At 70.1% G+C, this 26,350-nt stretch carries 27 protein-coding genes; 9 read left to right on the top strand and 18 right to left on the bottom strand.

The genetic code is table 11. The annotated features are described in order from the left end of the window. From VLK61_RS00465 to VLK61_RS00445, 5 genes are all read right to left on the bottom strand, one after another. The coding region (locus VLK61_RS00465) for an enoyl-CoA hydratase family protein (protein WP_325417183.1) at positions 1-806 on the bottom strand (806 nt) is incomplete at its 3' end. After that, positions 803-1,339, bottom strand: coding sequence for a MarR family winged helix-turn-helix transcriptional regulator (locus tag VLK61_RS00460; protein ID WP_325417181.1), 537 nt, complete (start codon positions 1,337-1,339; stop codon positions 803-805). The genes VLK61_RS00460 and VLK61_RS00465, both read right to left, overlap by 4 nt. Before the next feature lie 6 nt (positions 1,340-1,345). After that, positions 1,346-3,709 carry a bifunctional salicylyl-CoA 5-hydroxylase/oxidoreductase gene (locus VLK61_RS00455; protein WP_325417179.1) on the bottom strand — a complete coding sequence of 788 codons (2,364 nt, stop codon included), beginning with the start codon at positions 3,707-3,709 and terminating at the stop codon, positions 1,346-1,348. Between the two features lie 113 nt (positions 3,710-3,822). Next, complete coding sequence (locus tag VLK61_RS00450) at positions 3,823-6,312, bottom strand: ATP-binding protein (RefSeq protein ID WP_325417177.1); 2,490 nt, start codon at positions 6,310-6,312, stop codon at positions 3,823-3,825. Between the two features lie 14 nt (positions 6,313-6,326). Beyond that, on the bottom strand, positions 6,327-7,403 hold the full coding sequence (locus tag VLK61_RS00445; protein ID WP_325417175.1) for a TRAP transporter substrate-binding protein: 1,077 nt from the start codon (positions 7,401-7,403) through the stop codon (positions 6,327-6,329). 148 nt (positions 7,404-7,551) lie between these two features. Here VLK61_RS00445 and VLK61_RS00440 point away from each other — a divergent pair, with 148 nt between their 5' ends. Further along, on the top strand, positions 7,552-8,772 hold the full coding sequence (locus VLK61_RS00440) for a 6-phosphofructokinase (RefSeq protein WP_325417173.1): 1,221 nt from the start codon (positions 7,552-7,554) through the stop codon (positions 8,770-8,772). A 7-nt stretch (positions 8,773-8,779) separates the two neighbouring features. Here the strand turns inward: VLK61_RS00440 and VLK61_RS00435 are convergent, their stop codons facing one another. After that, positions 8,780-9,484 (bottom strand): hypothetical protein, encoded by a 705-nt coding sequence (locus VLK61_RS00435; protein WP_325417171.1) that lies wholly within the window; start codon positions 9,482-9,484, stop codon positions 8,780-8,782. Continuing rightward, positions 9,485-10,027: a hypothetical protein gene (locus VLK61_RS00430; RefSeq protein WP_325417169.1), complete on the bottom strand. Its 543-nt coding sequence runs from the start codon at positions 10,025-10,027 to the stop codon at positions 9,485-9,487. A gap of 124 nt (positions 10,028-10,151) precedes the next feature. Here VLK61_RS00430 and VLK61_RS00425 point away from each other — a divergent pair, with 124 nt between their 5' ends. The 3 genes from VLK61_RS00425 to VLK61_RS00415 all read left to right on the top strand — a co-directional run bounded on the left by VLK61_RS00425 (position 10,152) and on the right by VLK61_RS00415 (position 13,409). Beyond that, entirely contained in the window at positions 10,152-10,808 is a 657-nt protein-coding gene (locus VLK61_RS00425) for a class II aldolase/adducin family protein (RefSeq protein ID WP_325417167.1), read from the top strand. Positions 10,809-10,836: 28 nt separating this feature from the next. After that, complete coding sequence (locus tag VLK61_RS00420) at positions 10,837-12,096, top strand: cystathionine gamma-synthase family protein (RefSeq protein WP_325417166.1); 1,260 nt, start codon at positions 10,837-10,839, stop codon at positions 12,094-12,096. A 287-nt stretch (positions 12,097-12,383) separates the two neighbouring features. Beyond that, positions 12,384-13,409 carry a threonine ammonia-lyase gene (locus tag VLK61_RS00415; protein ID WP_325417165.1) on the top strand — a complete coding sequence of 342 codons (1,026 nt, stop codon included), beginning with the start codon at positions 12,384-12,386 and terminating at the stop codon, positions 13,407-13,409. Between the two features lie 18 nt (positions 13,410-13,427). On the opposite strand, the gene VLK61_RS00410 is transcribed toward VLK61_RS00415, so the two are convergent. From VLK61_RS00410 to VLK61_RS00370, 9 genes are all read right to left on the bottom strand, one after another. Next, positions 13,428-13,844: a type II toxin-antitoxin system VapC family toxin gene (locus VLK61_RS00410; protein ID WP_325417163.1), complete on the bottom strand. Its 417-nt coding sequence runs from the start codon at positions 13,842-13,844 to the stop codon at positions 13,428-13,430. Further along, positions 13,844-14,080: an antitoxin gene (locus tag VLK61_RS00405; RefSeq protein ID WP_414636729.1), complete on the bottom strand. Its 237-nt coding sequence runs from the start codon at positions 14,078-14,080 to the stop codon at positions 13,844-13,846. Before VLK61_RS00405 ends, VLK61_RS00410 begins: the two co-directional genes overlap by 1 nt. Before the next feature lie 86 nt (positions 14,081-14,166). Continuing rightward, positions 14,167-14,931: a sulfur oxidation c-type cytochrome SoxA gene (gene soxA, locus VLK61_RS00400; protein ID WP_325417160.1), complete on the bottom strand. Its 765-nt coding sequence runs from the start codon at positions 14,929-14,931 to the stop codon at positions 14,167-14,169. Continuing rightward, a complete protein-coding gene (gene soxZ / locus VLK61_RS00395; RefSeq protein ID WP_325417158.1) occupies positions 14,928-15,248 on the bottom strand; it encodes a thiosulfate oxidation carrier complex protein SoxZ in 321 nt (106 codons plus the stop codon). Before soxZ ends, soxA begins: the two co-directional genes overlap by 4 nt. A gap of 1 nt (position 15,249) precedes the next feature. Then, positions 15,250-15,669: a SoxY-related AACIE arm protein gene (locus tag VLK61_RS00390; RefSeq protein ID WP_325417156.1), complete on the bottom strand. Its 420-nt coding sequence runs from the start codon at positions 15,667-15,669 to the stop codon at positions 15,250-15,252. Between the two features lie 95 nt (positions 15,670-15,764). Then, on the bottom strand, positions 15,765-16,157 hold the full coding sequence (gene soxX / locus VLK61_RS00385) for a sulfur oxidation c-type cytochrome SoxX (protein WP_325417154.1): 393 nt from the start codon (positions 16,155-16,157) through the stop codon (positions 15,765-15,767). 22 nt (positions 16,158-16,179) lie between these two features. Further along, the gene (locus VLK61_RS00380) at positions 16,180-18,372 is read right to left on the bottom strand and encodes a xanthine dehydrogenase family protein molybdopterin-binding subunit (protein WP_325417152.1); all 2,193 of its coding nucleotides are present in this window, start codon (positions 18,370-18,372) and stop codon (positions 16,180-16,182) included. Continuing rightward, positions 18,369-18,827 carry a (2Fe-2S)-binding protein gene (locus VLK61_RS00375; protein WP_325417150.1) on the bottom strand — a complete coding sequence of 153 codons (459 nt, stop codon included), beginning with the start codon at positions 18,825-18,827 and terminating at the stop codon, positions 18,369-18,371. The genes VLK61_RS00380 and VLK61_RS00375 overlap by 4 nt, the downstream gene beginning before the upstream one ends. 25 nt (positions 18,828-18,852) lie before the next feature. Beyond that, entirely contained in the window at positions 18,853-19,614 is a 762-nt protein-coding gene (locus VLK61_RS00370; RefSeq protein ID WP_325417148.1) for a VOC family protein, read from the bottom strand. 272 nt (positions 19,615-19,886) lie between these two features. Here VLK61_RS00370 and VLK61_RS00365 point away from each other — a divergent pair, with 272 nt between their 5' ends. Further along, positions 19,887-20,357, top strand: a complete 471-nt coding sequence (locus VLK61_RS00365; protein ID WP_325417146.1) for a GNAT family N-acetyltransferase — start codon at positions 19,887-19,889, stop codon at positions 20,355-20,357. A 211-nt stretch (positions 20,358-20,568) separates the two neighbouring features. Here VLK61_RS00365 and VLK61_RS00360 read toward each other — a convergent pair whose 3' ends face one another. Beyond that, positions 20,569-20,700, bottom strand: coding sequence for a hypothetical protein (locus VLK61_RS00360; RefSeq protein ID WP_325417144.1), 132 nt, complete (start codon positions 20,698-20,700; stop codon positions 20,569-20,571). Positions 20,701-20,775: 75 nt separating this feature from the next. Further along, on the bottom strand, positions 20,776-21,438 hold the full coding sequence (locus VLK61_RS00355; RefSeq protein ID WP_325417142.1) for an alpha/beta hydrolase: 663 nt from the start codon (positions 21,436-21,438) through the stop codon (positions 20,776-20,778). Positions 21,439-21,537: 99 nt separating this feature from the next. Here VLK61_RS00355 and VLK61_RS00350 point away from each other — a divergent pair, with 99 nt between their 5' ends. The 4 genes from VLK61_RS00350 to VLK61_RS00335 all read left to right on the top strand — a co-directional run. Next, entirely contained in the window at positions 21,538-22,575 is a 1,038-nt protein-coding gene (locus tag VLK61_RS00350; RefSeq protein ID WP_325417140.1) for a M14 family zinc carboxypeptidase, read from the top strand. Between the two features lie 66 nt (positions 22,576-22,641). Next, on the top strand, positions 22,642-23,949 hold the full coding sequence (locus tag VLK61_RS00345; protein WP_325417138.1) for a hypothetical protein: 1,308 nt from the start codon (positions 22,642-22,644) through the stop codon (positions 23,947-23,949). A gap of 107 nt (positions 23,950-24,056) precedes the next feature. Then, positions 24,057-24,533 (top strand): hypothetical protein, encoded by a 477-nt coding sequence (locus VLK61_RS00340; protein WP_325417136.1) that lies wholly within the window; start codon positions 24,057-24,059, stop codon positions 24,531-24,533. A gap of 63 nt (positions 24,534-24,596) precedes the next feature. Next, positions 24,597-26,350, top strand: a 1,754-nt coding sequence (locus tag VLK61_RS00335; RefSeq protein ID WP_325417134.1) for a DUF6600 domain-containing protein, incomplete at its 3' end; no start/stop codon positions are given.

Below are 26,350 nucleotides of genomic sequence, written 5' to 3'. Positions count from 1 at the left end.
TCCTCGGTCAGCATGCACAGCGCCTGGGCCTGGGCCTCGGCTTCAATGGCCTGGTCCACCGTCATGGTCCATTCCTGGTGCAGCATGGTCTTGGTGATGCCGTTGGCAAAGCTGGGGCCGGCGGCGATGTCGGCGGCCAGGGCCTGCGCTTCGGCGAGCAGCGCTTCGGGTTCGCACAGGCGGTTGAAGAAGCCCCATTGCAGGCCCTGCTCGCCGCCGAGTGCGCGGCCGGTGTACAGCAGTTCGCTGGCGCGGCCCTGGCCGATGAGGCGGGGCAGCACCGCGCAGGCGCCCATGTCGCAGCCGGCCAGGCCGACGCGGTTGAACAGGAACGCGGTCTTCGAGCGGGCGGTGCCCAGGCGCAGGTCGCTGGCCATCGCCAGGATCGCGCCGGCACCGGCGCAGACGCCGTCGATCGCCGCGACGATGGGTTGCGGGCAGGCGCGCATGGCTTTCACCAGATCGCCGGTCATGCGCGTGAACATCAGCAACTCGGGCGCCTTCAGCCGCACCAGCGGGCCGATGATCTCGTGCACGTCACCGCCGGAGCAAAAGTTGCCGCCGGCGCCGTGCAGCACGACGGCATGCACATCGTCGGCATGGCGCAGCGCGGCGAACAGGTCGCGCAGTTCGGCGTAGGAGGCGAAGGTCAGCGGGTTCTTGCGTTCGGGGCGGTTCAGCGTGATCGTCGCGACGCTGCCCTGGACCTGCCATTGGAAATGACGCGCATCATAAGCGGCCAGGTGGCGGCGGTTGCCGGCGGCCAGCGCCGGGTCGAGGCGTGGGGGGGCGATGTCTTGGCTCATGCGGCCTCGTCGGTGGAGAGGGAAGCGTTGTCCTGCCGGTCCTTGTCCTGCTGCTGCGCGATGGTCAGGCGCAGCGTGCCGAGCAGGGTGTGCAGGGTCTTGCGTTCGGCGGCTTTCAGGCCGCCCATCAATTCGATGATCCAGCCCTCGTGTTCGCTGGCCATGCTGTCGAAGCTGGCCCGGCCGGCCGGCGTGAGCGTCAGCACGAAGGCGCGGCGGTCTTGTGCTACCGCGTCGCGCTGGACCAGACCTTCCTTTTCCAGCTCGTCGGTCAGGCCGGTGATGTTGCCGCCGGTCACCATCAGGTAACGCGACAGCGCGTTCATGCGCAGGCCTTCGGGGTGGCGGTGCAGTTGCGCGAGGTAGTCGAACCGCGAGAGGGTGATGCCGAATCGGGTGCGCAGCCGTCGGCGGATTTCGGTTTCGATCTGCGTGCTGCAGGCGAGCAGGCGCAGCCACAGCTTCAGCGTCGCGTGGTCGTCGATGCCGGCGCGGGCTTCAAGGCCGATGTCGGTGTCAGAGAGCTTCTTCATGTGTCTTCAAACCCCCAGCGCGCGATTCGCCTGCTCCAGTGCCGACAAGCCAGCCGCCTGTGCTGCCTGCGCCCGCTCACGTTCCAGGTTACGTTCCAGCTGACTCTTGCCGCTCAGGTACTGCACCGGCCAGGTCATTTCCGCATAGCCGATGCGCGCCGCCTCGTTCAAGGCCCAGGCCGGGTTCGCCAGGTGCGGCCGCGCCAAGGCGCACAAGTCGGCGCGCCCGGCCGCGATGATCGAGTTCACATGGTCGGCTTCGGTGATGCCGCCGACCGCGATCGTTGCGATACCGGCTTCATTGCGGACGCGGTCGGCGAACGGCGTCTGCCACATGCGCCCGAAGGTCGGCCGCTCGGCCTTGCTGACCTGGCCGGACGAGCAGTCGATCATGTCCGCGCCGGCCGTCTTGAAGGCCCGCGCGATCTCGATCGCATCGTCCGGCGTGATGCCGCCCTCGACCCAGTCGTGCGCCGAGATGCGCACCGACATCGGCAGCTGCTGCGGCCACACCGCGCGCATCGCGTTGAACACCTCCAGCGGGTAGCGCAGGCGGTTGGCGAGGGTTCCGCCATAGTCGTCGCTGCGCTGGTTGGTCAGCGGCGAGATGAACGAGGACAGCAGGTAGCCATGCGCGCAATGCAGCTCCAGCCAGTCGAAGCCGGCCTCGGCCGCGCGACGCGTGGCGGCGACGAACTCGTCGCGCACGGTGTCCATGTCGGCGCGGGTCATCGGCCGCGACCATTGGCTGATGCCGTCCAGGTACTGCTGCGGCGAGGCCGAGATCAGCGGCCAGTTGCCGCGGTCCAATGGCTGGTCGATGCCGTCCCACATGGCCTTGGTCGAGCCCTTGGCGCCGGCGTGGCCCAGCTGCAGGCCGATCTTCACGCCGGGCTGGTTGTGCACGAAGTTCACGATGCGCGCCCAGGCGTCGCGCTGCGTGGTGTTCCACAGCCCCGGGCAGGCCGGGGTGATGCGGGCGTCGGCCGAGGGGCAGGTCATCTCGGCCATCACCAGCGCCGCGCCGCCCAGCGCACGGGCGCCCAGGTGCACCAGGTGGTGGTCGCCGGGAATGCCGTCATCAGCCGAGTACTGCGCCATCGGCGAGACGATGATGCGGTTCTTCAGCGTCACCGAGCGCAGCGTGAACGGCGTGAACATCGGCGGGATGGCGCCCTGCGGCGGCTGCCGCGTGAGGCCGGCGCGTTCGGCAATCCAGTCTTCGAAGCCTTCGACGTAGGCCTTGTCGCGCAGGCGCAGGTTTTCGTGGCTGATGCGCTGGCTGCGCGTCAGCAGCGAATAGGCGAACTGCTGCGGCGGCAGCGCGGTGTAGCGGGCGACGTTCTCGAACCACTCGGTGGAATTGCGCGCGGCATTCTGGATGCGCAGCACCTCGATGCTGCGCGTGGCCTGGTACTCGTCCAGCGCGGCGCGCAAGTCGCCCGGATGCGCGTTGATGTCGCGCTCCAGCGCGATGGCGTCTTCCAGCGCCAGCTTGGTGCCCGAGCCGATCGAAAAATGCGCGGTGTGCGCCGCGTCGCCCATCAGCACCACCGGCGTCTTGCCGTGCGGGCCGCCGTAGTGCACCCAGGTCTTGCAGACCACGCGCGGGAAGCGGATCCACTGCGCCGAGCCGCGCAGGTGCGAGGCGTTGGACATCAGCGTGTGGCCGTCCAGCACCTGGGCGAAGAGCTTTTCGCAGAAGGCGATGCCGTCTTCCTTGCTCATGTCTTCCAGCCCGGCGGCGCGCCACACGCTTTCAGGCGCCTCGACGATGAAGGTGGAGGTCTCGTCGTCGAAGCGGTAGGCATGGGCCTGGAACCAGCCGTGCGGCGTGTGCTGGAAATCGAAGGTGAAGGCGTCGAACAGCTTGTGCGTGCCCAGCCAGACGAAGCGGCAGGCGCGCAGGTCGATGTCGGGCTGGTAGGTGGCGGCGTACTTCTGCCGCACGCGGCTGTTCAGGCCGTCGCAGGCGATGACCAGGTCGGCGTCGATCTGGCTGTCGTCCGGCGCTTCGGTGCCGAAGCGCAGGTCCACGCCCAGCGCGCGGCAGCGCGCCTGCAGGATGTGCAGCAGCCGCATGCGGCCGATGCCGCAGAAGCCATGGCCGCCGGAGACGATGCGCTGGCCGCCGATGTGCACGGCGATGTCGTCCCAGTGGTTGAACGCATCGAGGATCTGCTGCGCCGTTTCCGGGTCGGCCTGTTGCAGCGCGCCCAGCGTCTGGTCAGAGAACACCACGCCCCAGCCGAAGGTGTCGTCGGCGCGGTTGCGTTCGATCAACGTCACCTCGTGCGCCGGGTTGCGCTTTTTCATCAATAGCGCGAAATACAGGCCGGCAGGGCCGCCGCCGAGGCAGGTGATGCGCATGTGCAGGTCTCCAGACGAGACCCGAAATTTAGGCCTGAATACTTTAGATGTCAACTAATTTGACGATCCACGGCCGGGCGCGCGGCGGTCGCCATGCCGGCTCGGCAGCAGGCCTAGCCGACCATCGACGTGGCTGGTGTGGTGTTGCGCACGATCGCCTCGGCCAGCAGCCGCGGGTTGATCGGCTTGGTCACATGGTCGTTCATGCCGGCGGCGAGGTAGGCCTTGCGCTCTTCGGGCATCGCATTGGCCGTCATCGCGATGATCGGCAGCCGGCCCAGCGGGCCGGGGAGCGCGCGGATGGCCTGGGCCGCGGCCTGGCCATCCATCTCGGGCATCTGGATGTCCATCAGCACCAGGTCGTACTGTGCCGCCTGCACCTGGCGCAGCACCTCGATGCCGTCGGCCACGACGTCGCTGAAGTGGCCTTGCTGGTCGAGCATGGCCTTGATCAGGATCTGGTTCACGCCGTTGTCCTCGGCCACCAGGATGCGCAGCGCGCGCTCGGCGGGCGGCGGCATCGCGTCGTGGGCCGGCGCCAGGCTGCTGGTGTCGCCGGGGCCGGCGGCGGCCATGCGCAGCGTGACGATGAAGCGGCTGCCGGCGCCGGGCTCGCTGTGCACGGTGATGCTGCCGTGCATCAGCTCGACGATCTCGCGGCTGATCGCCAGGCCCAGCCCGGTGCCGCCGTAACGCCGCGCGGTGGAGGTGTCGGCCTGGCTGAAGCGCTCGAAGAGCTTGGGCAGCACCTCAGCGTCGATGCCGATGCCGGTGTCGCTGACGGTGACGCGCAGCTCGTGCTCGCCGTCCACGCGCTGGTGCTGCACGGCCACGTCCACCCGACCGGCTTCGGTGAACTTCAGGCCGTTGCCCACCAGGTTGAACAGCACCTGGCGCAGCCGGCTCGGGTCGCCGCGCACCACCTCGGGCAGGTCGGTGGGCAGCTGCAGCCCGAGCGACAAGCCCTTGGCCTCGGCCCGCACGCGCAGCAGCGTGACCACTTCCTCGATGGTGTCGCGCAGCAGGAAATCGACGATCTCCAGCTGCATGCGGCCGGCTTCGATCTTCGACAGATCGAGGATGTCGTTGATGATCGCCAGCAGGCTCTGGCCCGAGCTGCGGATCAACTCGGCATGGTGGCGCTGTTCGGCATTCAGCGGGCTGGCCAGCAGCAGGCCATTCATGCCCAGCACCGCATTCAGCGGCGTGCGGATCTCGTGGCTCATCGCGGCCAGGAAGCGCGATTTCGCCTTGCTGGCCGCTTCGGCCGCTTCTTTCACCTGCGCCAGTTCGCTTTCGGCGGCGGTGATGTCGCGGAACACGCTGACGATGCCGCCATCGGTGGTGCGGCGCTCGATGGTGTGCACGATGCGGCCGTCGGGCAGGGTCTGCGAATGGATGCCGTTGCCATCGCGGGCCTTGGCCAGGCGCGCGTCGACCCAGGCGCAGCGCTCTTCCTCGCTGCCGTCGGCCAGCAGCGCGCCGGCGGCGGCTTCGGCCACGGCGCGTGCGCTGACGCCGGGCGCCATCACGCCGGCCAGCCACGGGAACAGCTCGACATAGCGCTGGTTCCAGGCCACCACCTGGTCTTGCGCATCCTGCAGCAGGAAGCCGTCGTGCATCGAACCCAGCGCATGCTCGAGCGTGGCCTTGGAGCTTGCCAGTTCGCGTCGGATGCGGTTCAGGCGCACGAGGTCCCAATGCGCAAAGGACGCGGCACCGATCAGCGTGGCGATGAAGGCCAGCGCGATGCCGCCGATGACCAGGCTGGTGCGCGGCCAATCGGCCAGCGCGGCGCTCAGCGGGATGCTGGCCACCACGCGCACCTGGCGATAGATGATGGGCCGCGCGACGATGATGGCCGGCTCGCCGTTCAGCCGCGCCGGGCCGCGGAAGGCCTGGCCGGTGGCCGAGGCCGCGGGCAGCGGCGTGGGCAGGCGCTGGCCGCTGAACTGCTCGTTGGCCGGGTTGCTGGCCAGCAGCAGGCCGTCGTCGCGCTCCAGCGTGGCCACCAGGCCGGGCGTACCCACCGCCTGCGGCAGCATGGTCTCGATCAGCGGCACCGGCACTTCGGCCACCACCAGGCCGCGGCGCTCGCCGGGCAGCGACACCGGTCGCACAAAGTACAGCGAGCGTTCGGCGTTGGCGAAGTTGACCACCGGCGGGCTGATCATCAGCCCCGCGGCGGGCTGCGCGAGCACCTGCTGCAGCAGGCCTTCGGGCAGCCGCACACCGAGGCGGCGGGTGCCGGGTTCGGCGGCGGCGAGCACCTGACCCTGCTCGTCCAGCAAGGCCAGGTCGCGCACGCCCAGCATCTGGTGGTTCAAGCGCACCAGATGGCGTTCGATCGCCGGCAGGTCCAGCGAGCCTTCGGTGCCGCGGGCCTCGGCCAGCACCTCGTTCAGCCCGGCCAGCAGCACGTCGACACCGACGAAGCTGCGGTTCACCGCGGCCTCGGCGCCGGCCACGAAGTGCAGCGCGCGCATCTCGCCTTCACGCAGCGCCTGCTGGCGCTGGAAGATCACCAGTGCCACGGCTGCGGCGGCAATGGCCAGCGCCAGCAGGCCGGTGGCCGTCCACAAGGTGCGTTGCAGGCGTTTCATGCGCCGGGCCGGCCCTAGCGCGCAGGCGCCGTGATGCCCAGTTGCGGGCCCAGGGTCTGGTTCCAGACCTCGGCGCAGCCCGGGCCGCAGCGCTGCACCCAGCGCGGCAGCACGGTGGTGGCGAAGATCTGGCGCCGGCGCTTGTCGTCTTCCGGCGTGGCGCGTACCTCTGCCATCTGGCCGCGCTTGCCGCTGACGCAACCGGCGGCGCTGGTGTTGCAGGCCAGGCCCTCGCCGGTTTCGCGTTCGGACTCGGCCCAGATCGCCTGTTCCAGCTTCGGCAGTTCACGCGTCAGCAGCTCGCGCAGCGGCGGGCTCAGCGCCTTCCAGGCGGCCTGGTTGGCGCCGAACAGCGCCAGGCCCCAGTTCACCGCCATCGAGTGCACGTGGCTGGTGAGCTCGTGCAGGCCGATGGTGTTGCCCGACATGGTGCCGGTGATCGCGCAATCGATGTTGCCGGCGCGCACCGCGTCGACGATGCCGGCGAAGCTGACACTGACCGGCACGGCGCCCAGTGCCTCGACCCAGTCGGCCTGCGGCGGGCTGGAGACGCGGATGCGGCGCTTGCCCAGGTCGGCCAGGCCGGTGAAGGGCTTCTTGCAGAACAGCACCTGCGCCGGGTAGGTGTAGACGGCGAGCAGCTCGATGCCGTGGCGCTCGCGCAGCGTTTTTTCCAGCTGCGGCCGGTAGGCGGCGACGGTGCGGCGCAGCGTGGCGATGTCGGGGTTCAGCCCGGCCAGGTCGGGCGCGGCAATCATCGGTTCGGCGATGGCGCTCTGGCTCAGGATGGCGGTGCCGAAAGGCACCACGCCCAGCTGCATCAGCTGCAGCATTTCCTGGCCGCGGATGCCGGCACGGTCGAAGGGCACGATCTCGGCGCTGAGCTGGCCGTTGGTCAGGCGCGTCAGCTCGGTGGTCCAGAACGGCTCTTCATGCCGGGTGTACTGGTTCACGCCGGCCAGGCCGCCGACGATGCGCAGGCGCTGTGCCGCGGCCGGGCTGGGGGATTGCGCGCAGGCGCCGGCGGCCAGCGTGGCGGCCAGCAAGGTCATCACGGCTTGCCGCACACCGCGCTGGAAGGATCGCACCATCATGACTCCTCAGGTCTGCCGCGCCAGTGACGCGGCCAGTGGCAATGATGCACCAGCCCGACACCTGGAAACCACGACGGTGTCGGCGGGAGGCGCTACGCTATCCACTTCAAGGCGCCGCGGCGGCGCTGATGGAGGAACATTGGCCATGAGCACAAGCCCCGGCAAGATCCTGGTCGCCCAGGGTGGCGGCCCGACCGCGGTGATCAACCAGTCGCTGGTCGGCGTGGTGCAGGAAGCGCGGCGCCACCCCGGCATCGCGCGGGTGTACGGCGCGCGGCATGGCGTGCGCGGCATCGTCAACGAAGACTTCGTCGACCTGACCCAGGAAACCGATGCCAACCTGGAGCTGGTGGCCGCGACGCCGGCGTCGGCACTCGGCTCCACCCGCGACAAGCCCGACCTGGCGTATTGCCAGAAGATCTTCACCGCGCTGAAGGCGCACGGCATCGGCCACTTCTTCTACATCGGCGGCAACGATTCGTCGGACACCGTGCGCATCGTCGCCGACGAAGCGGCCAAGGCCAACTACCCGCTGCGCTGCATCCACATCCCGAAGACCATCGACAACGACCTGGTCGGCAACGACCACACGCCGGGCTTCCCGTCCGCCGCTCGCTTCGTCGTGCAGGCCTTTGCCGGCGCCAACCTCGACAACGCGGCGCTGCCGGGCGTCTACGTGGCGGTGGTGATGGGCCGCCATGCCGGTTTCCTGACCGCCGCCTCGGCGCTGGCCAAGAAGTACCCGGACGACGGGCCGCACCTGATCTACCTGCCCGAACGCACCTTCGTGCTGGACAGCTTCCTGGCCGATGTGAAGGCGGTGCAGGAACGCCACGGCCGCTGCGTGATCGCGGTGTCCGAAGGCATCCACGATGCCAGTGGCGAAGCGATTGCCGCGCAGCTGTCGTCGCAGGTCGAGCGCGATGCGCACGGTAATGTGCAGTTGTCGGGCACCGGTGCGCTGGCCGATCTGCTGTGCGAGCAGATCAAGTCAAGGCTCGGCATCAAGCGTGTGCGCGGCGACACCTTCGGTTACGTGCAGCGCAGCTTCCTCGGCTGCGTCAGCGAGGTGGACCAGCGCGAAGCGCGCGAGGTCGGCGAACGAGCGGTGCAGTTCGCGATGTGGGGTGAGCGCAATGGCTCGGTGGCGATCCAGCGTTGCGGCGACTACGCAGTGAACTACGCGCTGGTGCCGCTGGAGACGGTGGCCGGCAAGACCCGGGTGATGGACGATGCCTTCATCAGCGACAGCGGCAACGATGTGACCGACGCTTTCCGCCACTACCTGCGGCCGCTGCTGGGCAGCGGGCTGCCGCAGGCGCACCGGCTGCGCGCGACGCCGGTGGCCAAGGTGTTGAAGCCCTGAGGCAGGACTACTTCGGCGCTGACGCGGCGGCGGCCGGCGTGCCGGCGGCCAGCAGCTCGGCCGGGCAATTGGCGGCCACCTCCATGCCCAGGTGCAGGTAGAGGTGGCGCACCGGCTCGGCGGCATGGGCCAGCCAGACATGCAGGCCTTCGGTGCTGAGGCAGTGGGTGATGCGGAGCGTTTGCAGCTTGTGTGGCCAGCGCACGATCAGCTGCTGCGGCGACAAGCGCTTGACCGACGCCGAGCGGCTGCCCAGCGCCAGCGCAATGGCGCCTTCACGCGGGGCCGGGCGCACGCGCGCCGGGTAGGGGCGCAGCGCGCTGCCACTGCCATCGGCCGCCAACTGTTCGGCTGCGGCCATGCCCTCGGCCGACGGCGCTGCCGTCTTGTCGGCCTGGCCCGTGTGGCCTGTCTGGCCCGCCAGAGGCCGCAGGCAGCATTCGATGCGCGCCGCACCGCTGCCAGACAGCCGCAGATAGCGCAAGTCCCGCGCTGGCGGCGCGGCATCGCCCTCGGCAACCAGCAGCGTGGCACGGCCGTCCGGATGGCGCAGGTCGGCCAGCGCGAACCAGTCGCTGGCCGAGGGTGTGGCCGAGGCCGCGGCCGGGATGAGCGCTGCGATGAGCGTCGCCATCAGCGCCCTCGAACTCATCGCCCGGCGTAGGCGCTTGGCGGCGGCAATCTTCATCAGGCGTGCGGTGTATGTTTGCATTCAGTGCCCATCGTCCGACCAGTGCGGCGGATCCGAAACCAGCTTGATCACGCCGAAGCTGGCCCCCACGGTGTGCAGAGCCGCGGCGCTGGTGATGCGCACCGCGCTGCGGCCGCCGTCGGTGACGGTGTGGTTGACGTAGTTGGAGATCGTCATGTCGATGGCCCGGCCCTCGGTGTGGCGCGAAGCCAGCGCCGGCGCGTAGACGATGCCATACAAACCGACCATGCCCAGCGCGGCGGAGCGCGAAGCCGTCAGATCGGCCTGGCCGCGGCGGTTGCGGTGCACCCAGTCGATGTCGACGCCGGCCATTGCCGGTACCGTGGCCGGGTCCATGCTCTCGCGGCCGACCTTCCAGGCATAGTGCATCAGGTGGGCCCGCTGCGGCGGTCGCAGCGTGGCGGCGATCGATACGCTGGCGCCGCCGGCTTCCAGCGCCGCGATGAAGTTGTTGACCGAGGCGGCGAAGCCCGCGCTGAGATCGCTGACACTGGTGCTGGTGGGAAAGCGATTGACCCAGACCGGGCCACTGAGTTGCGGCATCTGCCCTCCTGTTTGGAATTTTGCGCGGGCGACTATGGCATGGTGGCATGCCGGTTGAAGTGAGCGGCCATGCAACATCCTGTAAGCCCGGCGCCTTTCCCCCTAGAACCTCAGGAGCCGACCGATGACAGCGCTGATCCCCGACCCCCGAGAACAGCTGGCGCACGAAGCCCGGCGCCTGATTCCGCTGGGCCTGGCCACCGGCAGCTCGGGCAACCTGAGCGTGCGCGTGGCCGGCGGCCTGCTGATCACGCCCAGCGGCATCGCCTACGACACGCTGCAGCCCGAAGACATGGTCTTCGTCGGTGACGACGGGCAATGGCAGCACGCGCTGGAGCCCTCGTCCGAGTGGCGCATGCACCAGGCGGTGTACCAGGCGCGGCCCGAAGCCGGCGCGGTGGTGCATGGCCACCCGACCTATGCCACGGTGCTGGCGATCCGCCGCCAGGAGATTCCGCCGCTGCACTACATGATTGCCGCAGCCGGCGGCCCGACGATCCGCTGTGCGCCGTACCACACCTACGGCAGTGAAGCCCTGTCGCAGGCCGCCGTGCTGGCGCTGCAGGACCGCAAGGCCTGCTTGCTGGCCAACCACGGCTTGCTGGCCTTCGAGCGGGACCTGCCGCGCGCGATGTGGCTCGCGCGCGAGATCGAGACACTGGCCCAGCAGTACGTGATGAGCCTGCAGCTGGGCGGCCCGGTGCTGCTGGACGAGGCGGAGATTGCCGTGGTGGTCGACAAGTTCAGCCGCTACGGGCTGAAGGCCAAGCCCGGTGCGTGAGTGCGGCGCTGCTGCGCGAAAATGCAGCATGAGCTCACCGACCGACCCCCGGCCCGACACCGAAGACACCCTGACCCGCCTGCTGCACGCCGACCGCCGCGGCAGTCCCGAGCATGGCGCCGTACACAAGCCGATGCACCCGGCGGCGACCTTTGCGTACCCGAACACCGCCGAGCTGGTCGCGGTGTTCCAGGGCCGGAAGACTGGCCATGTGTACGCCCGCCAGGGCAACCCGACCGGCTCGGCGCTCGAAGCCAAGTTGTCGATGCTGGAGGATGCACGGGCGACCGCGGTCTTCTCCACCGGCATGGCGGCGATCGCCGGCGTGATGCTGACCTTGCTGAAGGCCGGCGACCATGTGGTGGCCAGCCGCTACCTGTTCGGCAACACGCACAGCCTGTTCACCACGCTGGCCGGCCTGGGCGTGGCAATCAGTTTCGTCGACGCCACCGAGGCCGCCGCGGTGGCCGCCGCGGTGCAGCCGAGCACGCGGCTGGTCTTCGTCGAAACCATCGCCAACCCGGGCACGCAGGTGGCCGACTTGGCCGGCATCGGCGCGCTGTGCGCCGAACGCGGCCTGGTCTACGTCGTCGACAACACGATGACCACGCCGGTGCTGTTCCGCCCGCGCCGCGTCGGCGCTTCGCTGGTGGTGCATTCGCTGGCCAAGGGCATCGGCGGCCATGGCCAGGTGATGGGCGGCGCGGTCTGCGACACCGGCTTGTTCGACTGGCAGCACTACCCGCACATCGCCGACAGCTACCGGGTCGGCGACCCCGCCGGCTGGGGCCTGCAGCAGATCCGCAAGAAGGGCCTGCGCGACATGGGCGCCACGCTGCGCGCCGAGGACGCCCACCGCATCGCCATCGGCGCCGAGACGCTGGGCCTGCGGGTTGCCGCCACCAACGCCAACGCACTGGCCATGGCGCGCTGGCTGGCCGAGCAGCCGCAGGTGCAGCGGGTGCACTACCCGGGCCTGTCCAGTCACCCGCAGCATGGCCGCGCGGCCGCGCTGTTTGGCGGGCAGTACGGGGCCTTGCTGAGCTTCGAACTGCGGCCCGAACACGACGTGATGGCGGTGCTGGACCGGCTGCGCGTGGTGATCCTGTCCAGCCACTTGTCCGACACACGCACGCTGGCCATTCCGGTGGCGCAGACCATCTTCTGGGAGATGGGACCGGAGCGCCGCGCCGAGATGGGCGTCAGCGACGGCATGGTGCGGCTGTCGGTCGGCATCGAGACCCTGGCGGACCTGCAGGCCGACTTCGCGCAGGCCCTGTCCGGCTGAGATGGCGGCCCGGCGCCGGCCTGAAGCTGTGCGATCATCGCGGCATGGCCTTCGTTCCCCACGCCCCTGCTGACCGCCTTGTTGCGGACGCGGGCGTGCGCGCGCAAGCGCTGGCCATTACCACTGTCACGCAAGGCTTGATTCGAATTCGGCCGGGTCGTTGAGCTGCGGCCCGCGAGGGCCGGTGCTTGGCGATCCGTAACGCTGCCGCTGCGCGCCTGAAAAGGTGCCGCCAGGCCGACGACAAACGTCGTCCGCCCCCTCCGATCAAGCCAAGGAAATGTGCCGTGCAAGCCTGTGCCGAAGACGACCTGCTGTCGTCCACCCCCTATCCCTCCCTCGATGCGCTGCGCGCGAATGCGCAACGCCTGCGCGGCCGCGTGCTCGAAACGCCGGTCTGGCGCTGGCGCACCGGCATCGTCGAACAACGCCTGTCAGCGAGCACCGAGGTGTGGCTGAAGCTGGAGCTGCTGCAGCGCACCGGCACCTTCAAGCTGCGCGGTGCGCTGACGGCGATTGCCGCGCTCGATAACGCTGCATTGCAGCGGGGCGTGGTGGCCGCCAGTGCCGGCAACCATGCGATGGCGGCGGCCCATGCGGCGCGAGCCGCCGGCACCGGCGCCAAGCTGTGCATGCCGCGCCATGCCAGCCCGGCGCGCATCGAGGCCTGCCGCGCCGACGGCGCCGAGGTGCTGCTGTTCGACACCGTGCACGACGCCTTCGCTGCCGCGCAGGCGCTGGTGGCCGACGAGGGCCGCACGATGATTCACCCCTTCGACGGGCCGCTCACCGCGTTGGGCACCGGCACCGTCGGGCTGGAGCTGATGGCGCAGGTGCCGGGGCTGGACGCGGTGATCGTGCCGGTGGGCGGCGGCGGGCTGGCCGGCGGCATCGCCGCGGCGGTGAAGCAGATCAACCCCGCCTGCCGCGTCTACGGGGTCGAGCCGGTCGGCGCCGATGCGATGTCGCGCAGCTTCGAACAAGGCCGCGTGGCGACGCTGGCGCGTGTCGACACCGTCGCCGACAGCCTGGGCGCGCCGTATGCGCTGCCCTACAGCTACGGCGTGTGCCGGCGCTTCGTCGACGAGATGGTGCGCGTCAGCGACGACGCGCTGTGCCAGGCGCTGCACTGGCTGTTCCGCGACATGAAGCTGGCGGTCGAGCCGGCCGCGGCCACCGCGACGGCCGCGCTGATGGGGCCGCTGCGCGCGCAACTCGATGGCCGCAAGGTCGGGCTGATCGTCTGCGGCGCCAACATCGACGCGGCGGGGTTTGCGACCTTGCTGGCGCGCGGTGCTGCGGTGACTTCCTGAAGACCGTGGGATCGGTGCTCAGGTGTTTTCGCCGATCCAGTCCTCGACCTGCAAGCCGGGCACGCGCTGGAACTCACGCAGGTTATGGGTCACCAAGGTCAAACCCAGCGCGCGCGCGTGTGCAGCGATGAAGAGGTCGTTGGCGCCAATGGGTGTGCCCGACTTCTCGAGGTGCGCGCGGATTTCGCCGTAGTGCACATCGGCTGGGGCTTCGAATGGCAGGATGTCGATGGCCGAGAGAATGATGTCCATTTGCTGCCGCACCCGTGCCGAAGCGCCGCGCTGCAGGCCGAAGTGAATTTCGGAGGCCACCACGATGCTCGTGCACGCCGTATCTGGCAAGCGCTTGTTCAAGGCCGCGTATGCGCTCCCCTGTGGTTCGCGTGCCAGCGCTGAGAGGATGTTGGTATCCAGCAAGTAGCGAAGCGATCCCATCAGAGCGCTTCCATCGGCGGCGGTGGCAGGTCCTCGATGTCCGGGAAGTCCTCATCCAGCGGCTCCATTTGCGCCAGCACGGCCAGCAGCCGCGACTTTCGGATGGGCGTGATGATCAGGCTATCGCCTTCCTTGCGCATGAGCACTTCGGTGCCCTCCAACTCGAACTCGCGCGGGATCCGCACGGCCTGGTTGCGGCCGTTGCGGAACAGCGATGCATGGCGTTCAGTGGACACGGGTTTGCCCCCCTTGGCAGTTGGCATATGCCAAAGCATAGGCCAACAGCGTCGCCCTGTCAAAACGATGCGCACCGTGCCGCCCCTCACGGCCGCACCGCCGCGCCCTCCACCGCCATGCCGGCGGCCCGGCGCACGAGAAAGACTTCGAGCGCCAGCCATTCGTCGGCGCCGGGGGCGAAGGGTTCGGCGCGCACGCCCACCAGGCAGCTGCGCAGGCGGCGCTGCAGCGAGCCCAGGTCCTGCCACTCCAGGCGGTAGCTGGGCACGCCGGTCGGGTGGGCCTGCGGGATCAGCGCGCCGCCCAGGCGCTGGCCGGCGCGCTGCTCGTGGCAGTGCGTGCAGGCCAGGTTCAATTGGCCGAAGCGTTGCTGGAACAGCTGCCGGCCGCGCTGTTGCCAGGCGTCGAGTCGTGCATCGCTGTCGGGCGCCAGCGGCAGGCCGCGGGACTGCCAGGTCAGCGCGGCGGTGAGGGCCAGCACCTGCGGGCCGTCGGTGGCCTGCGGTGCTGCCTGCTGGTGCTGCTGGCGGCATTGGTCGATGCGAGCGGCCAAAGTGAGCGGCCTCTGTCGGCCGGTGTCGTAGCGCGGGTAACGCGCGGCGACGCCTTGCAGGCTGCCGCCGGGCGCCGCGTCGCCGGCATGGCAGCCGGCGCAGCTGCGGCCGTTGGCGGCGGCCTGCGACCACAGTGCTTCGCCCTCGCGCACCCACAGCATCGCGGGGTTCTGTGTCTCGTCGCGCTGCATGGCCTGCAAGGCAGGGCTCATGTCGTCGTAGCCCGAGCGGCGTGGCTGGGCGGCAAGGCTTGCCGCACCGGCCAGCAGCAGGACCAGCAGGCCGCCAGCCTTCATGTCGCGCGAACGGCCACCGTCTCGGTCTGGCGAAAGCCGTTGTCGCCTTCCCAGCTGAAGCTCAGCGTGCCGCTGCCCGCCACGCGCCAGCTGAAGGCGAGGTAGGGGTTGGCGGCGATCGCCGGGTAGAGCTGGGCGCTGAACACCGGCTGGCCGTCGAAGCTGCAGCTGAACTGCGTGACGATGTCGCGCGGCAGCACCTGGCCCTGTGCGTCCGGCCGGTAGCCGGTCTCCATCGCATGGGCCAGCGTGACGCGCAGCTCGATCACCTCGCCGCGCTTCGGGTTCGCCGGCACATGGATCAGCGTGCGTGCCATGCTAGCCCTCGATGCACGCGGCCAGGGTGACCACCACGTCGACGCTGTGCGACCACAGGCTGCCGTCGTTCAACCGGGCCAGCGCGATCAGCTGCTGCGAGGTGGCCAGACGGATGCGGGTGGACACGTCGGCGCGGCCGTTGGCCGGGCTGAGCGTGAAACGCGCCACGTCGCGCTGCGGGTTGCGTTCATTGAAGACCACGATCTCCTGCACGAACGACGCGGCCGTCATCGGCGATTCCACGGTGATCCGGATCGGCACCGCATTGCCGTTCTCGACCAGCGGCGCGATGTCCAGCAGCACGCGCGCTTCACGCGGCAGGGTGCCGCCGGACCAGGCACGCACGGTGGCTTGCAACTCGGGCGACAGCGCGTGGGCCGGGCGCGGCAGCAGCGACAGCGCGCCGGCGGCCAGCAGCAAGCGGCGGTCAACCCAAGCGGCCGCCGCGGATCCGGCTCTGCCGGGCCGCTGGCGGCGCCCCCTGGGGGGAGGCGCCGAAGGCGCTTCGGGGGCGGTCATTTCAGCGTGCCCAGGTAAGCCACGACATCCTCGATCTGCTGTGCGTCGAGCAGCGGCTTGCCGCGCCAGGCCGGCGCCACACGCTGCAGGCCGCTGCCGGCATCGGCCACGCGGCCATACGCCGGCATGATGCTGTCCGGGTTGAAGCGCTGCGGTTCCCGCAAGCGCTGCCGCAGTTCGTCCGCCGTCCAGCGGCTGCCGGCACCGGCCAGGTCCGGCGCCAGCGTGCCTTGCAAATGCTCCGGCACGCCAGGCCCGCGGTGGCACAGCAGGCACAGCCCCTGGCTGCGGCTGTTGACGATGGCCGCGCCCCGCGCGGCATCGGCCGCCAACGCCAGCGTGGTGGTCAGGCCGCTACTCAACGCCGACACCGCGAGAAACGAAGCCAAGCGCCACCTTCGCCGCGCGAGTTCATGCACGTTTGAGCGACTGCTGCTTCAGCGGCAGCTCGCGGATGCGCTGCCCGGTGGCGGCGAAGATCGCGTTCAGCACCGCCGGCGCGGCCACCGCGATGGTCGGCTCGCCGACGCCGCCCCAGAAGCCGCCGGAGGGCATCACGATGGTCTCGACCTTGGGCATCTGCGCCAGCAGCAGCGGCGGGTACGTGTCGAAGTTGGTCTGCTGCATGCGCCCATCTTTCAGCGTGCATTCACCGAACAGCGCCGCCGACAGGCCATAGGCGAAGGAGCCCTCGACCTGGGCCTCGATCTGCTGCGGGTTCACCGCATGGCCAGGGTCGGTGGCGGCGACGATGCGATGGATCTTCAACTCGCCGGCCGGGCTGACCGACACCTCGGCACAGGCCGCGACATAACTGCCGAAGCCCATGATCTGCGCCAGGCCGCGGTGCACAGTCTGGCCGTTGACCGGCGCGGCCGGCTTGTCCCAGCCGGCACGTTCGGCCACCGCGTTCAGCACCGCCAGGTGCTTGGGCGAGCCAGCCAGCAGCTGCCGGCGCAGCACCAGCGGGTCTTGCTTCGTCGCGTGCGCGACCTCGTCGAGGAAGCACTCGACATAGATCGCGTTGTGGTTCAGGTTCACGCCGCGCCAGAAGCCCGGGCGCACCGGCGGGTTGCGCATCGCATGGTCGACCATCAGGTGCGGCACCGCATAACCGAAAGCGCCCTCGGCACCGCCCTTGTTCAGGCCCTGGAAGACGACCGGGTCGCGGCCATCGCGGATGTTCTGCGGGAACAGCCCGGCCAGGATCGATTGGCCGGAGATGCGCATGTGCAGCGCCTGCAACTGGCCCTGCGCGTCCAGCCCGGCTTTCATCTTGCACATCGTCACCGGGTGGTAGAAGCCGTGCAGCATGTCTTCTTCGCGGCTCCAGATCAGCTTGACCGGCGTGCCCGGCATCGCCTTGGCGATTTCCACGACCTGCCGGATCCAGTCGGTCGCGCCGCGCCGGCCGAAACCGCCGCCGAGGTGGATCTTGTAGACCTCGCATTGCGCGGGCGGCAGGCCCGAGGCTTCGGCCGCGGCGGCGAGCGCGGATTCGCCGTTCTGCGTCGGCGTCCAGACCTCGCAGCGCGCGGCGGTACTGCCGGCGGCCGGCGTGAAGCGCGCGGTGGCGTTCATCACCTCCATCGTCGCGTGGTTCTGGTACGGGTAGCTGTAGACCGCCTCGATGGTGCGGGCCGCGCCGGTCAGCGCTTCGGCGGCATTGCCGGCGCTGTGGCCGACCACCGCATCGTTGGCGTCCAGCCCGGCCTTGAGCATCGTCGCGATGTCGGCGCTGGACAGCTTGGCGTGCGGGCCTTCGTCCCATTCGATCGTCAGTGCATCGAGCGCGGACTTGGCGCGCCACCAGGTGTCGGCGATCACCGCGACGCCGGTGTCGCCGATCTTCACGACCTTCTTGACGCCGGGCTTGCCAGCGATCGACGCGGCGTCGAAGGACTTCAGCTTGCCGCCGACGATCGGGCAGTCGCGGATGGCCGCGTTCAGCATGCCGGGCAGCTTCAGGTCCATGCCGTAGACCTGCTTGCCGTTGAGCTTCTCGGCCGTGTCCAGGCGCTTGACCGGCTTGCCGGCGATGGTCCAGGTCTTGGGGTCCTTCAGCGGGACCTCGGTGGGCGGCGTCAGCTTGCCGGCCGCGGCGGCCAGTTTGCCGTAGCTGAGGCGCTTGCCGCTGGGCGTGTGGGTGACGACGCTGTTCTTCGCGCTGCACTCGGCCACCGGCACGTTCCAGCCGTCGGCGGCGGCCTGCACCAGCATCAAACGCGCGGCGGCACCGCCCTTGCGCACGTAGTCGTGCGACTCGCGCACGCCGCGGCTGCCGCCGGTGGAGAAATTGCCCCAGGCGCGGTTGCGCGCAAGGTTCTGGCCGGGGGTCGGGTACTCGGTGCGCACCTTGGACCAGTCGGCTTCGAGCTCTTCGGCCACCAACTGGGCCAGGCCGGTCAGCGAGCCCTGGCCCATTTCGCTGCGCGCGATGCGCACGATGATGGTGTCGTCCGACTGGATCAGCACCCAGGCATTGATCTCGGGGTTCAGCGCGGTCTTGGGCAGCGCCGGCACGTGAAAGCCCAGCATCAGGCCGCCGGCCGCGGCGGTGCTGGTGGCGACGAACTGCCGCCGGGACAGCATCGCGGCGCTCATGCCACACCTCCCTTGGCCGCCAGCTTGATCGCCGCGCGCACGCGGTTGTAGGTGCCGCAGCGGCAGATGTTGGTCATGTGCTCGTCGATGTCCTGGTCGCTGGGCTGGGGCTTGGCTTTCAGCAGCGCGGCGGCGGCCATCAGCATGCCGCTCTGGCAGAAGCCGCATTGCGGCACGTCGAGCTCGGCCCAGGCCTTTTGCAAGGCGTTGCTGGCCTTGGGCGACAGGCCCTCGATGGTCACCACCTTCTCCTTCGCGCCGATGGTCGAGACCGGCCGCACGCAGGAGCGCGTGGCCACGCCGTCGATGTGCACGGTGCAGGCCCCGCAGGCTGCGATGCCGCAGCCGTACTTGGTGCCGGTGAGGCCGAGCTGCTCGCGCAGTACCCACAGCAGCGGGGTCTCGGGTTCGGCATCGTGCTGGCGCGGGTTGCCATTGACGTTCAAGGTGGGCATGCAGGGGTCTCCGGTAAGGGCGGGCTCAGGCTGCGAGCGGCAGCAGTTGGATGAAGGCGATGCTGGCGCCTTGCGGGTCGGTCAACATGCCCATGCGGCCGACATGGGGCACGTCGTGCAGCGACATCAGGCTGCGGGCGCCCAGGCTCTCGGCCTTGGCCAGCGTGTCTTCGGCGCTGGCCACCGCCACATAGGGTAGCCACTTCGCCGGCGCCTTGGCGTCGGGGCATTGCATCAGGCCGCCGCGCTGCTGGCCGTCCTTGGTCAGCAGGTGGTACTGGCCTTGCGGCATGGTTTCGGTCTGGTGGCCATAGCCAAAGACCTGCTCGTAGAAGGCCAGCGCGCGGCGCGCGTCGGGCGTGCTCAGCTCGGTCCAGCAGAAGTTGCCGACAGGGGCCTGCGGCACGTCGGGGTGGTCGCCCTGGCTGCTGGTCCACAGCGCGACGGCGGCGCCAGTGGGATCCTGGATCACCGCACCGCGGCCGACCTCGCCGAAATCCGTGGGGCCTTGCAGGCTCTTCGCGCCGGCGACGATCGCCAGGCGATAACTCGCATCCACATCGGCCACCGACAGGTAGCTGCGCCATTGCGGCGATGCGCTGCCGGCCGCCAGCGCGGTGAAGCCGCCGATGCCGGCGCTGCCGTTCATGATCAGCGGATAGCGCTGCTCACCCATGGGCATCATCTCGGTGTGCCAGCCGAACAGCTCATCGTAGAAACGACGGGCCGCGGCCACGTCGGGCGACTGGTGTTCGAACCAGACGAACTTGCCGGGCAGGAGTTGCATGATCGATCTCCTCAACAGTCGGGGACGGCTGATGACGGCCCGCTCAGCCGCGGGGCGGTGGATCATAGAGGTCAAGCAGAACACGATAACGCCGAGCGCGGGGGCTGGCAATGCGCCGCCGGCAGATGCCATTGGCGCTGACGCGGCCATCGGCCGTGCTGGTATGCCGGGGTGCGTGGGGTTGGTGCGGCCTGTCCCGTACCATCGGCCGGCCACGAGGTTTCCCGTGAAGCCCGCGGGCGCGGACCACGCCTGATCAAACGCCAGCCAGCATGAACACACCGTCCACCGCCGCAACCGACATCCGGTTTGCACACCTTGCCGACGCACCTGCCGTTCAGGCCTGCGTGCACGCTGCGTTCGAGCCGTACCTCGTGCGCATCGGCAAGCCGCCGGCGCCGATGCTGCTGGACTTTCCGGCCCTGATCGATGCCCATCGCGTCTGGGTGGCAGAGCGGGGCACCGAGCTGGTGGGCGTGCTGGTGCAGTACGAGACCGACGAGGGGTTCTACATCGATACCGTGGCCGTCGGCCCCGGCCATCGGGGCACGGGCGTCGGCCGCGCCCTGCTGCAGTTTGCCGAGGCCGAGGCTGCGCGCCGGGGCTTCCGGTCGATCTATCTGTGCACGAACTCCAGAATGACCGAGAACCAGGTGCTCTACCCGAAGATCGGCTATCTGGAGTACGACCGCAGGGCGCAAGCCGGTTTCGATCGGGTGTTCTATCGCAAGCCGATCGCGTGAGCGTCGGGCGGGAATCGGTCTTCGTGCCGACCGGGCTCAGTCCTGTCGCCGAGCGGCAGGAAGCGTAGCGGGCCTCCTGCTGGGTGGCAGCCGGATTTCCTGGCCGCTCTTTTGACGCATTTGGCCTGAAGCCGCCATCACGGCCGTTGCCGTGATCGACTTCGAGACCGCCGGCCCGAGCCCCTGCGGCGCATCAGGCCCGCTTTGATCGCTACTTCGCGGCCCGCGCCTGATGCCGGCGCGCACGCGCCAGCGCCAGCCATTCGCGCAGGCCGACGAGCCAGGCACCGGCCAGCGCCAGCATGGGCCGTGTAACGACGAGGTGCGGTGGGTGCGTGAGCATGGGGCGGCTCCTGGCAAACAAGTGCCTTGCACCGTAGCCGCCGTGTGTGACGGCGCGGTGACGGCACTCGAGACGCTAGGCGAGGGCTTGCAGCAACCACTGCTGCAGCGCCTTGATCTCCTCGATGCACACCGAATGCTCCATCGGGTACTCGTGCCATTCCAGCGCATAGCCCATGGCCTGCAGCGCGTCGCGCGAGGCGGCGCCGCGGGCCAGCGGCACCACGCCGTCGTTGCGGCCATGGGCCAGGAAGATCGGCACGTTGCGGTTGGCCGGGTGGCATTCGGCGGCGGTGGTCTCGGGCAGCGGCAGGTAGCCTGACAGCCCGGCCAGGCCCGCCAGCCGCTCCGGGTGGCGCAGGCCGGCCAGCAGTGTCATCGCGCAGCCTTGCGAAAAACCGGCCAGCACGATGCGCTGCGCCGGGATGCCGCGCGCCACCTCGCGGCCGATCAGCGCATGCACCTGGCGCATCGATTCACGCAGGCCGGCTTCGTCCTCGCGGCGTGTCAGGTCCGCGCCGGTGATGTCGTACCAGGCGCGCATGCGGTAGCCGCCGTTCACCGTCACCGGCCGCACCGTGGCACGCGGCAGCACGTAGCGCACCGGGCCTACCGCGGACAGGTCCAGCTCGTCGCACATCGGCAGGAAGTCGCTGCCATCGGCGCCCAGGCCGTGCAGCACGATGACGCTGGCCACCGGGGTGGCCGCAGGGTGGAGTTCAATGGTGTCGAGCAGCATGGTGAGGTGTCGGCAGTGCAGCGGCGGAGGCGTCGATCATGCCCGGGTTCCGCTGAGCGGCGAACTGTCACGCGCCGGCGCTAGGCTCGCGCGTTGCCCGTGCCCACCACCCCGCCCCCGCCGCCGCTGCCCGAACTGGACGAACTGCAGCGCCTGATCGTGCAGGGCGGCAGCTGGCTGCAGTCGCGCGTGGTCTGCGAGGTCGATCTCGGCACCGAGCGCCTGCCGGTGTGGTTGCTGACGCTGGGCAACCCGGCGCCCGGGCTGCCGGCCTTCGGCGTGTTCGGCGGCGTGCACGGGTTGGAGCGCATCGGCGCCGAGGTGGCGCTGGCTTACTTGCGCAGCCTGGTGATGCGGCTGCGCTGGGACGAAACGCTGCACCGCCAGCTCGAGCAGATGCGCATCGTGCTGATGCCGCTGGTCAACCCCGGCGGGCTGCGGCTGGGCACACGCGCCAACCCGCAGGGCGTGGACCTGATGCGCAACGCGCCGGTGGACAGCGACGAAGCCGGGCCCTGGCTGGTCGGTGGCCACCGCATCGGCCCCGGCCTGCCCTGGTACCGCGGGCCGCTGGGCGCGCCGATGCAGCCCGAAGCCCAGGCGCTGTGCGACGCGGTGCGGGCCGAGCTGCTGCCGCGTGCGTTCAGCCTGGTGGTGGACTGCCATTCCGGCTTCGGCCTGCACGACCGGCTGTGGTTTCCGTTTGCCCACACCGCGCGGCCGATGCCGCAGCTGGCGGCGCTGCACGCGCTGGGCGAGCTGATGGACCAGTCGCTGCCGCACCACCCCTACATCCTGGAGCCGCAAAGCCGGCAGTACCGGGCGCATGGCGACCTGTGGGACCACCTGGTGCTGGCCGCGCCGCACGAGCATGTGTTGCTGCCGCTGACGCTGGAGATGGGCTCCTGGCTGTGGGTCAAGAAGAACCCGCGCCAGCTGTTCTCGCGGCTGGGGCTGTTCAACCCGCTGATAGGCCACCGCCAGCAGCGCGTGCTGCGGCGCCATGTGGCCTGGCTCGATTTCGCCTCGCGCGCCGCCGCCAGCCCGGCACGCTGGTTGCCACAGGGCGCGGAGCGGGCGCGCCACCACGAAGCGGCGCTCACACGCTGGTACAGAAGCGCCGCCCGGGCCGGCTGAGCGCCGGGCCGGGCGGCCTACACTCTCGCCCTTCACTTTTCATGGGCCTGCCCCAGGATCCACGGCATGTTCACAAACGCCTTCTCGCACCGGCGCCCGGCGCTGACGTCTTCCCTGGTGTCTTCGCTGACGGCTTTGCTGGTGGCGGCTGCCGCGGCCCCCGCCGCAGCGCAGACAGCGCCTGCCGCCGCTGCCAGTGCGCCGGCCGGCCCGGTGCTGCGGCCCGAGGTGCGCAAGGCGCTGGTCGCCGCGCAGGACGCGCTGAAAGGCAAGGACGCCGCCGCCGGCAAGGAAGCGTTGGCCCGCGTGGCCGAAGCCGAGGCGCAGCCCAACCTGACGCCGGAAGAGGCCTACAACACCGTGCGCATCAAGGCCGTGGCGGCCTTCACCGCCGGTGACATGCCGCTGGCGCTGAGCAGTTTCGACACCGCGCTGGCCTCGCCGCTGCTGCCGGCGGCCGACCGCCTGCCGATCACCGAGGTGGCCACCAAGATCTCGCTGCAGCTCACCGACAACGCCCGTTCGCTGCGCCTGCTGCAGGCCTACCGCGAGCTGGGCGGCAGCGACGCGGCGCTGCGCCGGCGGCTGGCCACGCTGCTGGTCGAGCAGAACGACCCGGCCGGCGCGCTGAAGGAAGCACAGCAACTGGTGCAGGCCGACGAAGCCGCCGGCCGCCCGCCGACCGAGGTGATGCTGAAGGTGATGGCCGTCAGCAACAACAAGCTCAAGGACACTGCCGGCTACAACGCCGCGCTGGAAAAGCTGACGCAGTACTACGGCACGCTGGACTACTGGGCCGAGCTGATCGCGCGCACCACGCGCAAGCCCGGCTTTGCCGAAGACCGGCTGCGGCTGGACGCCTACCGCCTGCAGCGCGCGGTGGGCCTGACGCTGGAAGGCGACGAGCAGGCCGACATGGCCCAGCGCGCCTTGCTCGCCGGCCTGCCCGGTGAAGCGCAGAAGCTGATGGACGAAGGCTACGTGGCCGGCCTGTTCGGCAAGGGCAAGGATGCCGCAGCGCACCAGAAGCTGCGCGAGCAGGCGACCAAGGCCGCGGCGGCCGACCAGAAGCAGCTGGCCGAAGGCGAGGCTGCGGCACGCAGCGCCAAGGACGGCAATGCGCTGGTGTCGCTGGGCCTGGCCGTGGCCGGCACCGGCGCCACCGAGCGCGGCCTGGGCCTGGTCGAACAAGGCATCGCCAAGGGCGGCCTGCGCCGCGCCGACGAGGCCCAGCTGCGCCTGGGCATGCTGCAGGCCCGCCTGGGCCGCAACGACGATGCGCTGAAGACCTTGGCCGCGGTCCAGGGCAACGACGGCACGGCCGACCTGGCGCGGCTGTGGTCCATCCACCTGCGCAGCGCCGGCAAGAAGTAGCGCGCTCCGCGGCGCTGCCCGGGGGGCGCCGCCGTAGGGCATGGCCTACGTCAAGTCAGGACACAGGCTGCTACATCTGCCGGGCGGCGGGGGGCAGCATGGCAGCCATGAACAAACTCATCGTCTTAGCGCTCGCCGCCTGCGCGATCAGCCCGGCCCTGGCGCAACCCAGCGTCGGGATCTCCATCGGCATCCATCAGCCCGGTGTCTATGGCCGCATCAACATCGGCGATTTGCCCGCGCCGGCCCTGGTGCTGCCGCAGCCGGTGATCATCGCGCAGCCGCAGTACCGCGTGGAGCGGCAGCCGATCTACCTGTACGTGCCAACGCCGCATCAGCGCGACTGGCGCCGCTACTGCGGCCGCTACAACGCCTGCGGCCAACCCGTCTACTTCGTGCGGGACCAGTGGGTGCGTGAGCGCTATCAGGCCGAACACCCGGGCAGGCACCACGGACACCACCGCGGTTGGGACAAGCACGATGACCGTGGCCATCGCGGCGACCACGAACGCGGCCGCGGCCATGACCGTGGCAAGGGCGGCGAGGGCCGCCAAGCCGATCAGCCCCGTCATCGCCACGACTGACCGAGGCCACAGGCTCCCGGTGTGGCAAGCCCGCCGTGAATTCGGCTTTTGAAAGTGATCACCATGCAAGCCTCGCTCCTTCGACGCCCGCTGCGGGTGCTGGCCGGTGCCCTGGCGCTGATGTTCGGCGGCCTGGTGGCTGCCGAGCCGCCCTCGCGCGCCGCGCGTCTGGGCTACATCGGCGGCACCGTGAGTTTGTCGCCGGCGGGTCAACCCGATTGGGTGCAAGCCAACGTCAACCGGCCGCTGACCACCGGCGACCGCCTGTGGACCGAGGCCGACTCGCGTGCCGAACTGCAGATCGGCGGCGCGGCGATGCGCATGGGCGCATCGACCAGCGTCACCGTGCTCAATCTCGATGACCGCATCACGCAGGTGCAGCTGGCGCAAGGCACGCTGAAGCTGCGCCTGCGCAACCTGGGACCCCGGCAGACTTTCGAGGTCGCCACGCCCAATCTCGCGTTCACACTGCGCCGGCCCGGCCTCTACCGCATCGAGGTCGACGCCAACGACGACGCGACGGCGGTGATGGTGCACAGCGGCGAGGGCGAGGTGTATGGCGACAGGGCGTCGTATACGGTCACGTCCCGCCAGGGCTACCGCTTCTATGGCGCCGATCTGTCCGACCACGAGGACTGGGCGCCGCAGCGCGCGGACGACCTGGATCGCTGGTCCAACGAGCGCGATCGCCGCGCCGACAGGGCGGTCTCCGCTCGCTACGTGTCGAGTGAAGTTGTCGGCTACGAAGACCTCGATGGGAACGGCACCTGGCGTGTCGATCCGAGCTACGGCAATGTCTGGGTGCCGACCCGCGTGGTCGCCGGCTGGACGCCGTACCGGGACGGTCACTGGTCGTGGATCGACCCCTGGGGCTGGACCTGGGTCGATGACGCGCCCTGGGGCTATGCGGTGTCGCACTATGGCCGCTGGGCCTACATCGCGGGCGGATGGGCCTGGGTGCCCGGCCCGCGCCGCGAGCGCGCGGTGTATGCACCGGCGCTGGTGGCGTTCGTCGGGGGCAGCAACTTCCAGATCTCGCTGTCGGTCGGCGGCAGCAGCCCCGCGGTGGGCTGGTTCCCACTGGGGCCGCGCGAAGTCTATCGGCCGGCGTATCCGGTGAGTCGCCGCTACTTCGACACCATCAATCGCAGCAATGCGGTGATCGCGCCGACGGTCATCACGAACGTCTACAACACCATCAACGTCACGCAGAACACCACCATCGTCAATCAGCGTTATGCCAACCAGCGGGTGCCGGGCGCCGTGGTCGCCGTGCCGACGCAGGCCTTTGTGCAGTCGCAGCCGGTCGGTCGAGCCGCGCTGCCGCTGTCGCGCGATGCGGTGCTGAGAGCGCCTGTGGCGCCGGTGGCCGCGCTGGCGCCGGTGCGGCAAAGTGTGCAGGGCGGCGCCCGCGACGCCAGCGCCAAGCCGCCGACGCGCGAGCGTGCGGTCGTCGTGCGCACGGCGCCGCCGCCGACGCCGGTGCCTTTCACCGAGCAGCTGCGACAGCTGACGGCCAAGCCGGGCGTGCCGATCGACGAAGCGCAGCGCGCGCAGCTGAAGCCTGCCGCGCCGGCGGAGGCTACAGCTCGCCGCAGCATCGTCGCCACCGCGCCGGCGCCGGCGCGCACGGCGCTGCCACCCGCCACGCCACCCGGCGGCCGCTCGCCTGAAGGGCGCAGGGCTGCCGCGGTGACCGGTGACGCGGCGTCCGGCGCCGGTCGCCGGCCGGAGGAGTCCCGCCTGCCGCCGGCGCGCGCCGAAGTGCCGCCGGCGCGGGGCGAGACGCCGGGTGCACGCGCCGAGCCGCCGCCAGT

The organism is Aquabacterium sp., assembly GCF_035476535.1.
Classification (GTDB): domain Bacteria; phylum Pseudomonadota; class Gammaproteobacteria; order Burkholderiales; family Burkholderiaceae_C; genus Pseudaquabacterium.
This window is presented reverse-complemented; position numbering and strand designations above follow the sequence as displayed.

What these genes read in the sequence shown, in the direction of transcription:
- VLK61_RS00460 (WP_325417181.1), bottom strand. Translation starts at nt 1,339, where the DNA reads ATGAAGAAGCTCTCTGACACCGACATCGGCCTTGAAGCCCGCGCCGGC.
- VLK61_RS00455 (WP_325417179.1), bottom strand. Translation starts at nt 3,709, where the DNA reads ATGCGCATCACCTGCCTCGGCGGCGGCCCTGCCGGCCTGTATTTCGCG.
- VLK61_RS00450 (WP_325417177.1), bottom strand. Translation starts at nt 6,312, where the DNA reads ATGAAACGCCTGCAACGCACCTTGTGGACGGCCACCGGCCTGCTGGCG.
- VLK61_RS00445 (WP_325417175.1), bottom strand. Translation starts at nt 7,403, where the DNA reads ATGGTGCGATCCTTCCAGCGCGGTGTGCGGCAAGCCGTGATGACCTTG.
- VLK61_RS00440 (WP_325417173.1), top strand. Translation starts at nt 7,552, where the DNA reads ATGAGCACAAGCCCCGGCAAGATCCTGGTCGCCCAGGGTGGCGGCCCG.
- VLK61_RS00435 (WP_325417171.1), bottom strand. Translation starts at nt 9,484, where the DNA reads ATGCAAACATACACCGCACGCCTGATGAAGATTGCCGCCGCCAAGCGC.
- VLK61_RS00430 (WP_325417169.1), bottom strand. Translation starts at nt 10,027, where the DNA reads ATGCCGCAACTCAGTGGCCCGGTCTGGGTCAATCGCTTTCCCACCAGC.
- VLK61_RS00425 (WP_325417167.1), top strand. Translation starts at nt 10,152, where the DNA reads ATGACAGCGCTGATCCCCGACCCCCGAGAACAGCTGGCGCACGAAGCC.
- VLK61_RS00420 (WP_325417166.1), top strand. Translation starts at nt 10,837, where the DNA reads ATGAGCTCACCGACCGACCCCCGGCCCGACACCGAAGACACCCTGACC.
- VLK61_RS00410 (WP_325417163.1), bottom strand. Translation starts at nt 13,844, where the DNA reads ATGGGATCGCTTCGCTACTTGCTGGATACCAACATCCTCTCAGCGCTG.
- soxA (WP_325417160.1), bottom strand. Translation starts at nt 14,931, where the DNA reads ATGAAGGCTGGCGGCCTGCTGGTCCTGCTGCTGGCCGGTGCGGCAAGC.
- soxZ (WP_325417158.1), bottom strand. Translation starts at nt 15,248, where the DNA reads ATGGCACGCACGCTGATCCATGTGCCGGCGAACCCGAAGCGCGGCGAG.
- VLK61_RS00380 (WP_325417152.1), bottom strand. Translation starts at nt 18,372, where the DNA reads ATGAGCGCCGCGATGCTGTCCCGGCGGCAGTTCGTCGCCACCAGCACC.
- VLK61_RS00375 (WP_325417150.1), bottom strand. Translation starts at nt 18,827, where the DNA reads ATGCCCACCTTGAACGTCAATGGCAACCCGCGCCAGCACGATGCCGAA.
- VLK61_RS00370 (WP_325417148.1), bottom strand. Translation starts at nt 19,614, where the DNA reads ATGCAACTCCTGCCCGGCAAGTTCGTCTGGTTCGAACACCAGTCGCCC.
- VLK61_RS00365 (WP_325417146.1), top strand. Translation starts at nt 19,887, where the DNA reads ATGAACACACCGTCCACCGCCGCAACCGACATCCGGTTTGCACACCTT.
- VLK61_RS00360 (WP_325417144.1), bottom strand. Translation starts at nt 20,700, where the DNA reads ATGCTCACGCACCCACCGCACCTCGTCGTTACACGGCCCATGCTGGCG.
- VLK61_RS00355 (WP_325417142.1), bottom strand. Translation starts at nt 21,438, where the DNA reads ATGCTGCTCGACACCATTGAACTCCACCCTGCGGCCACCCCGGTGGCC.
- VLK61_RS00345 (WP_325417138.1), top strand. Translation starts at nt 22,642, where the DNA reads ATGTTCACAAACGCCTTCTCGCACCGGCGCCCGGCGCTGACGTCTTCC.
- VLK61_RS00340 (WP_325417136.1), top strand. Translation starts at nt 24,057, where the DNA reads ATGAACAAACTCATCGTCTTAGCGCTCGCCGCCTGCGCGATCAGCCCG.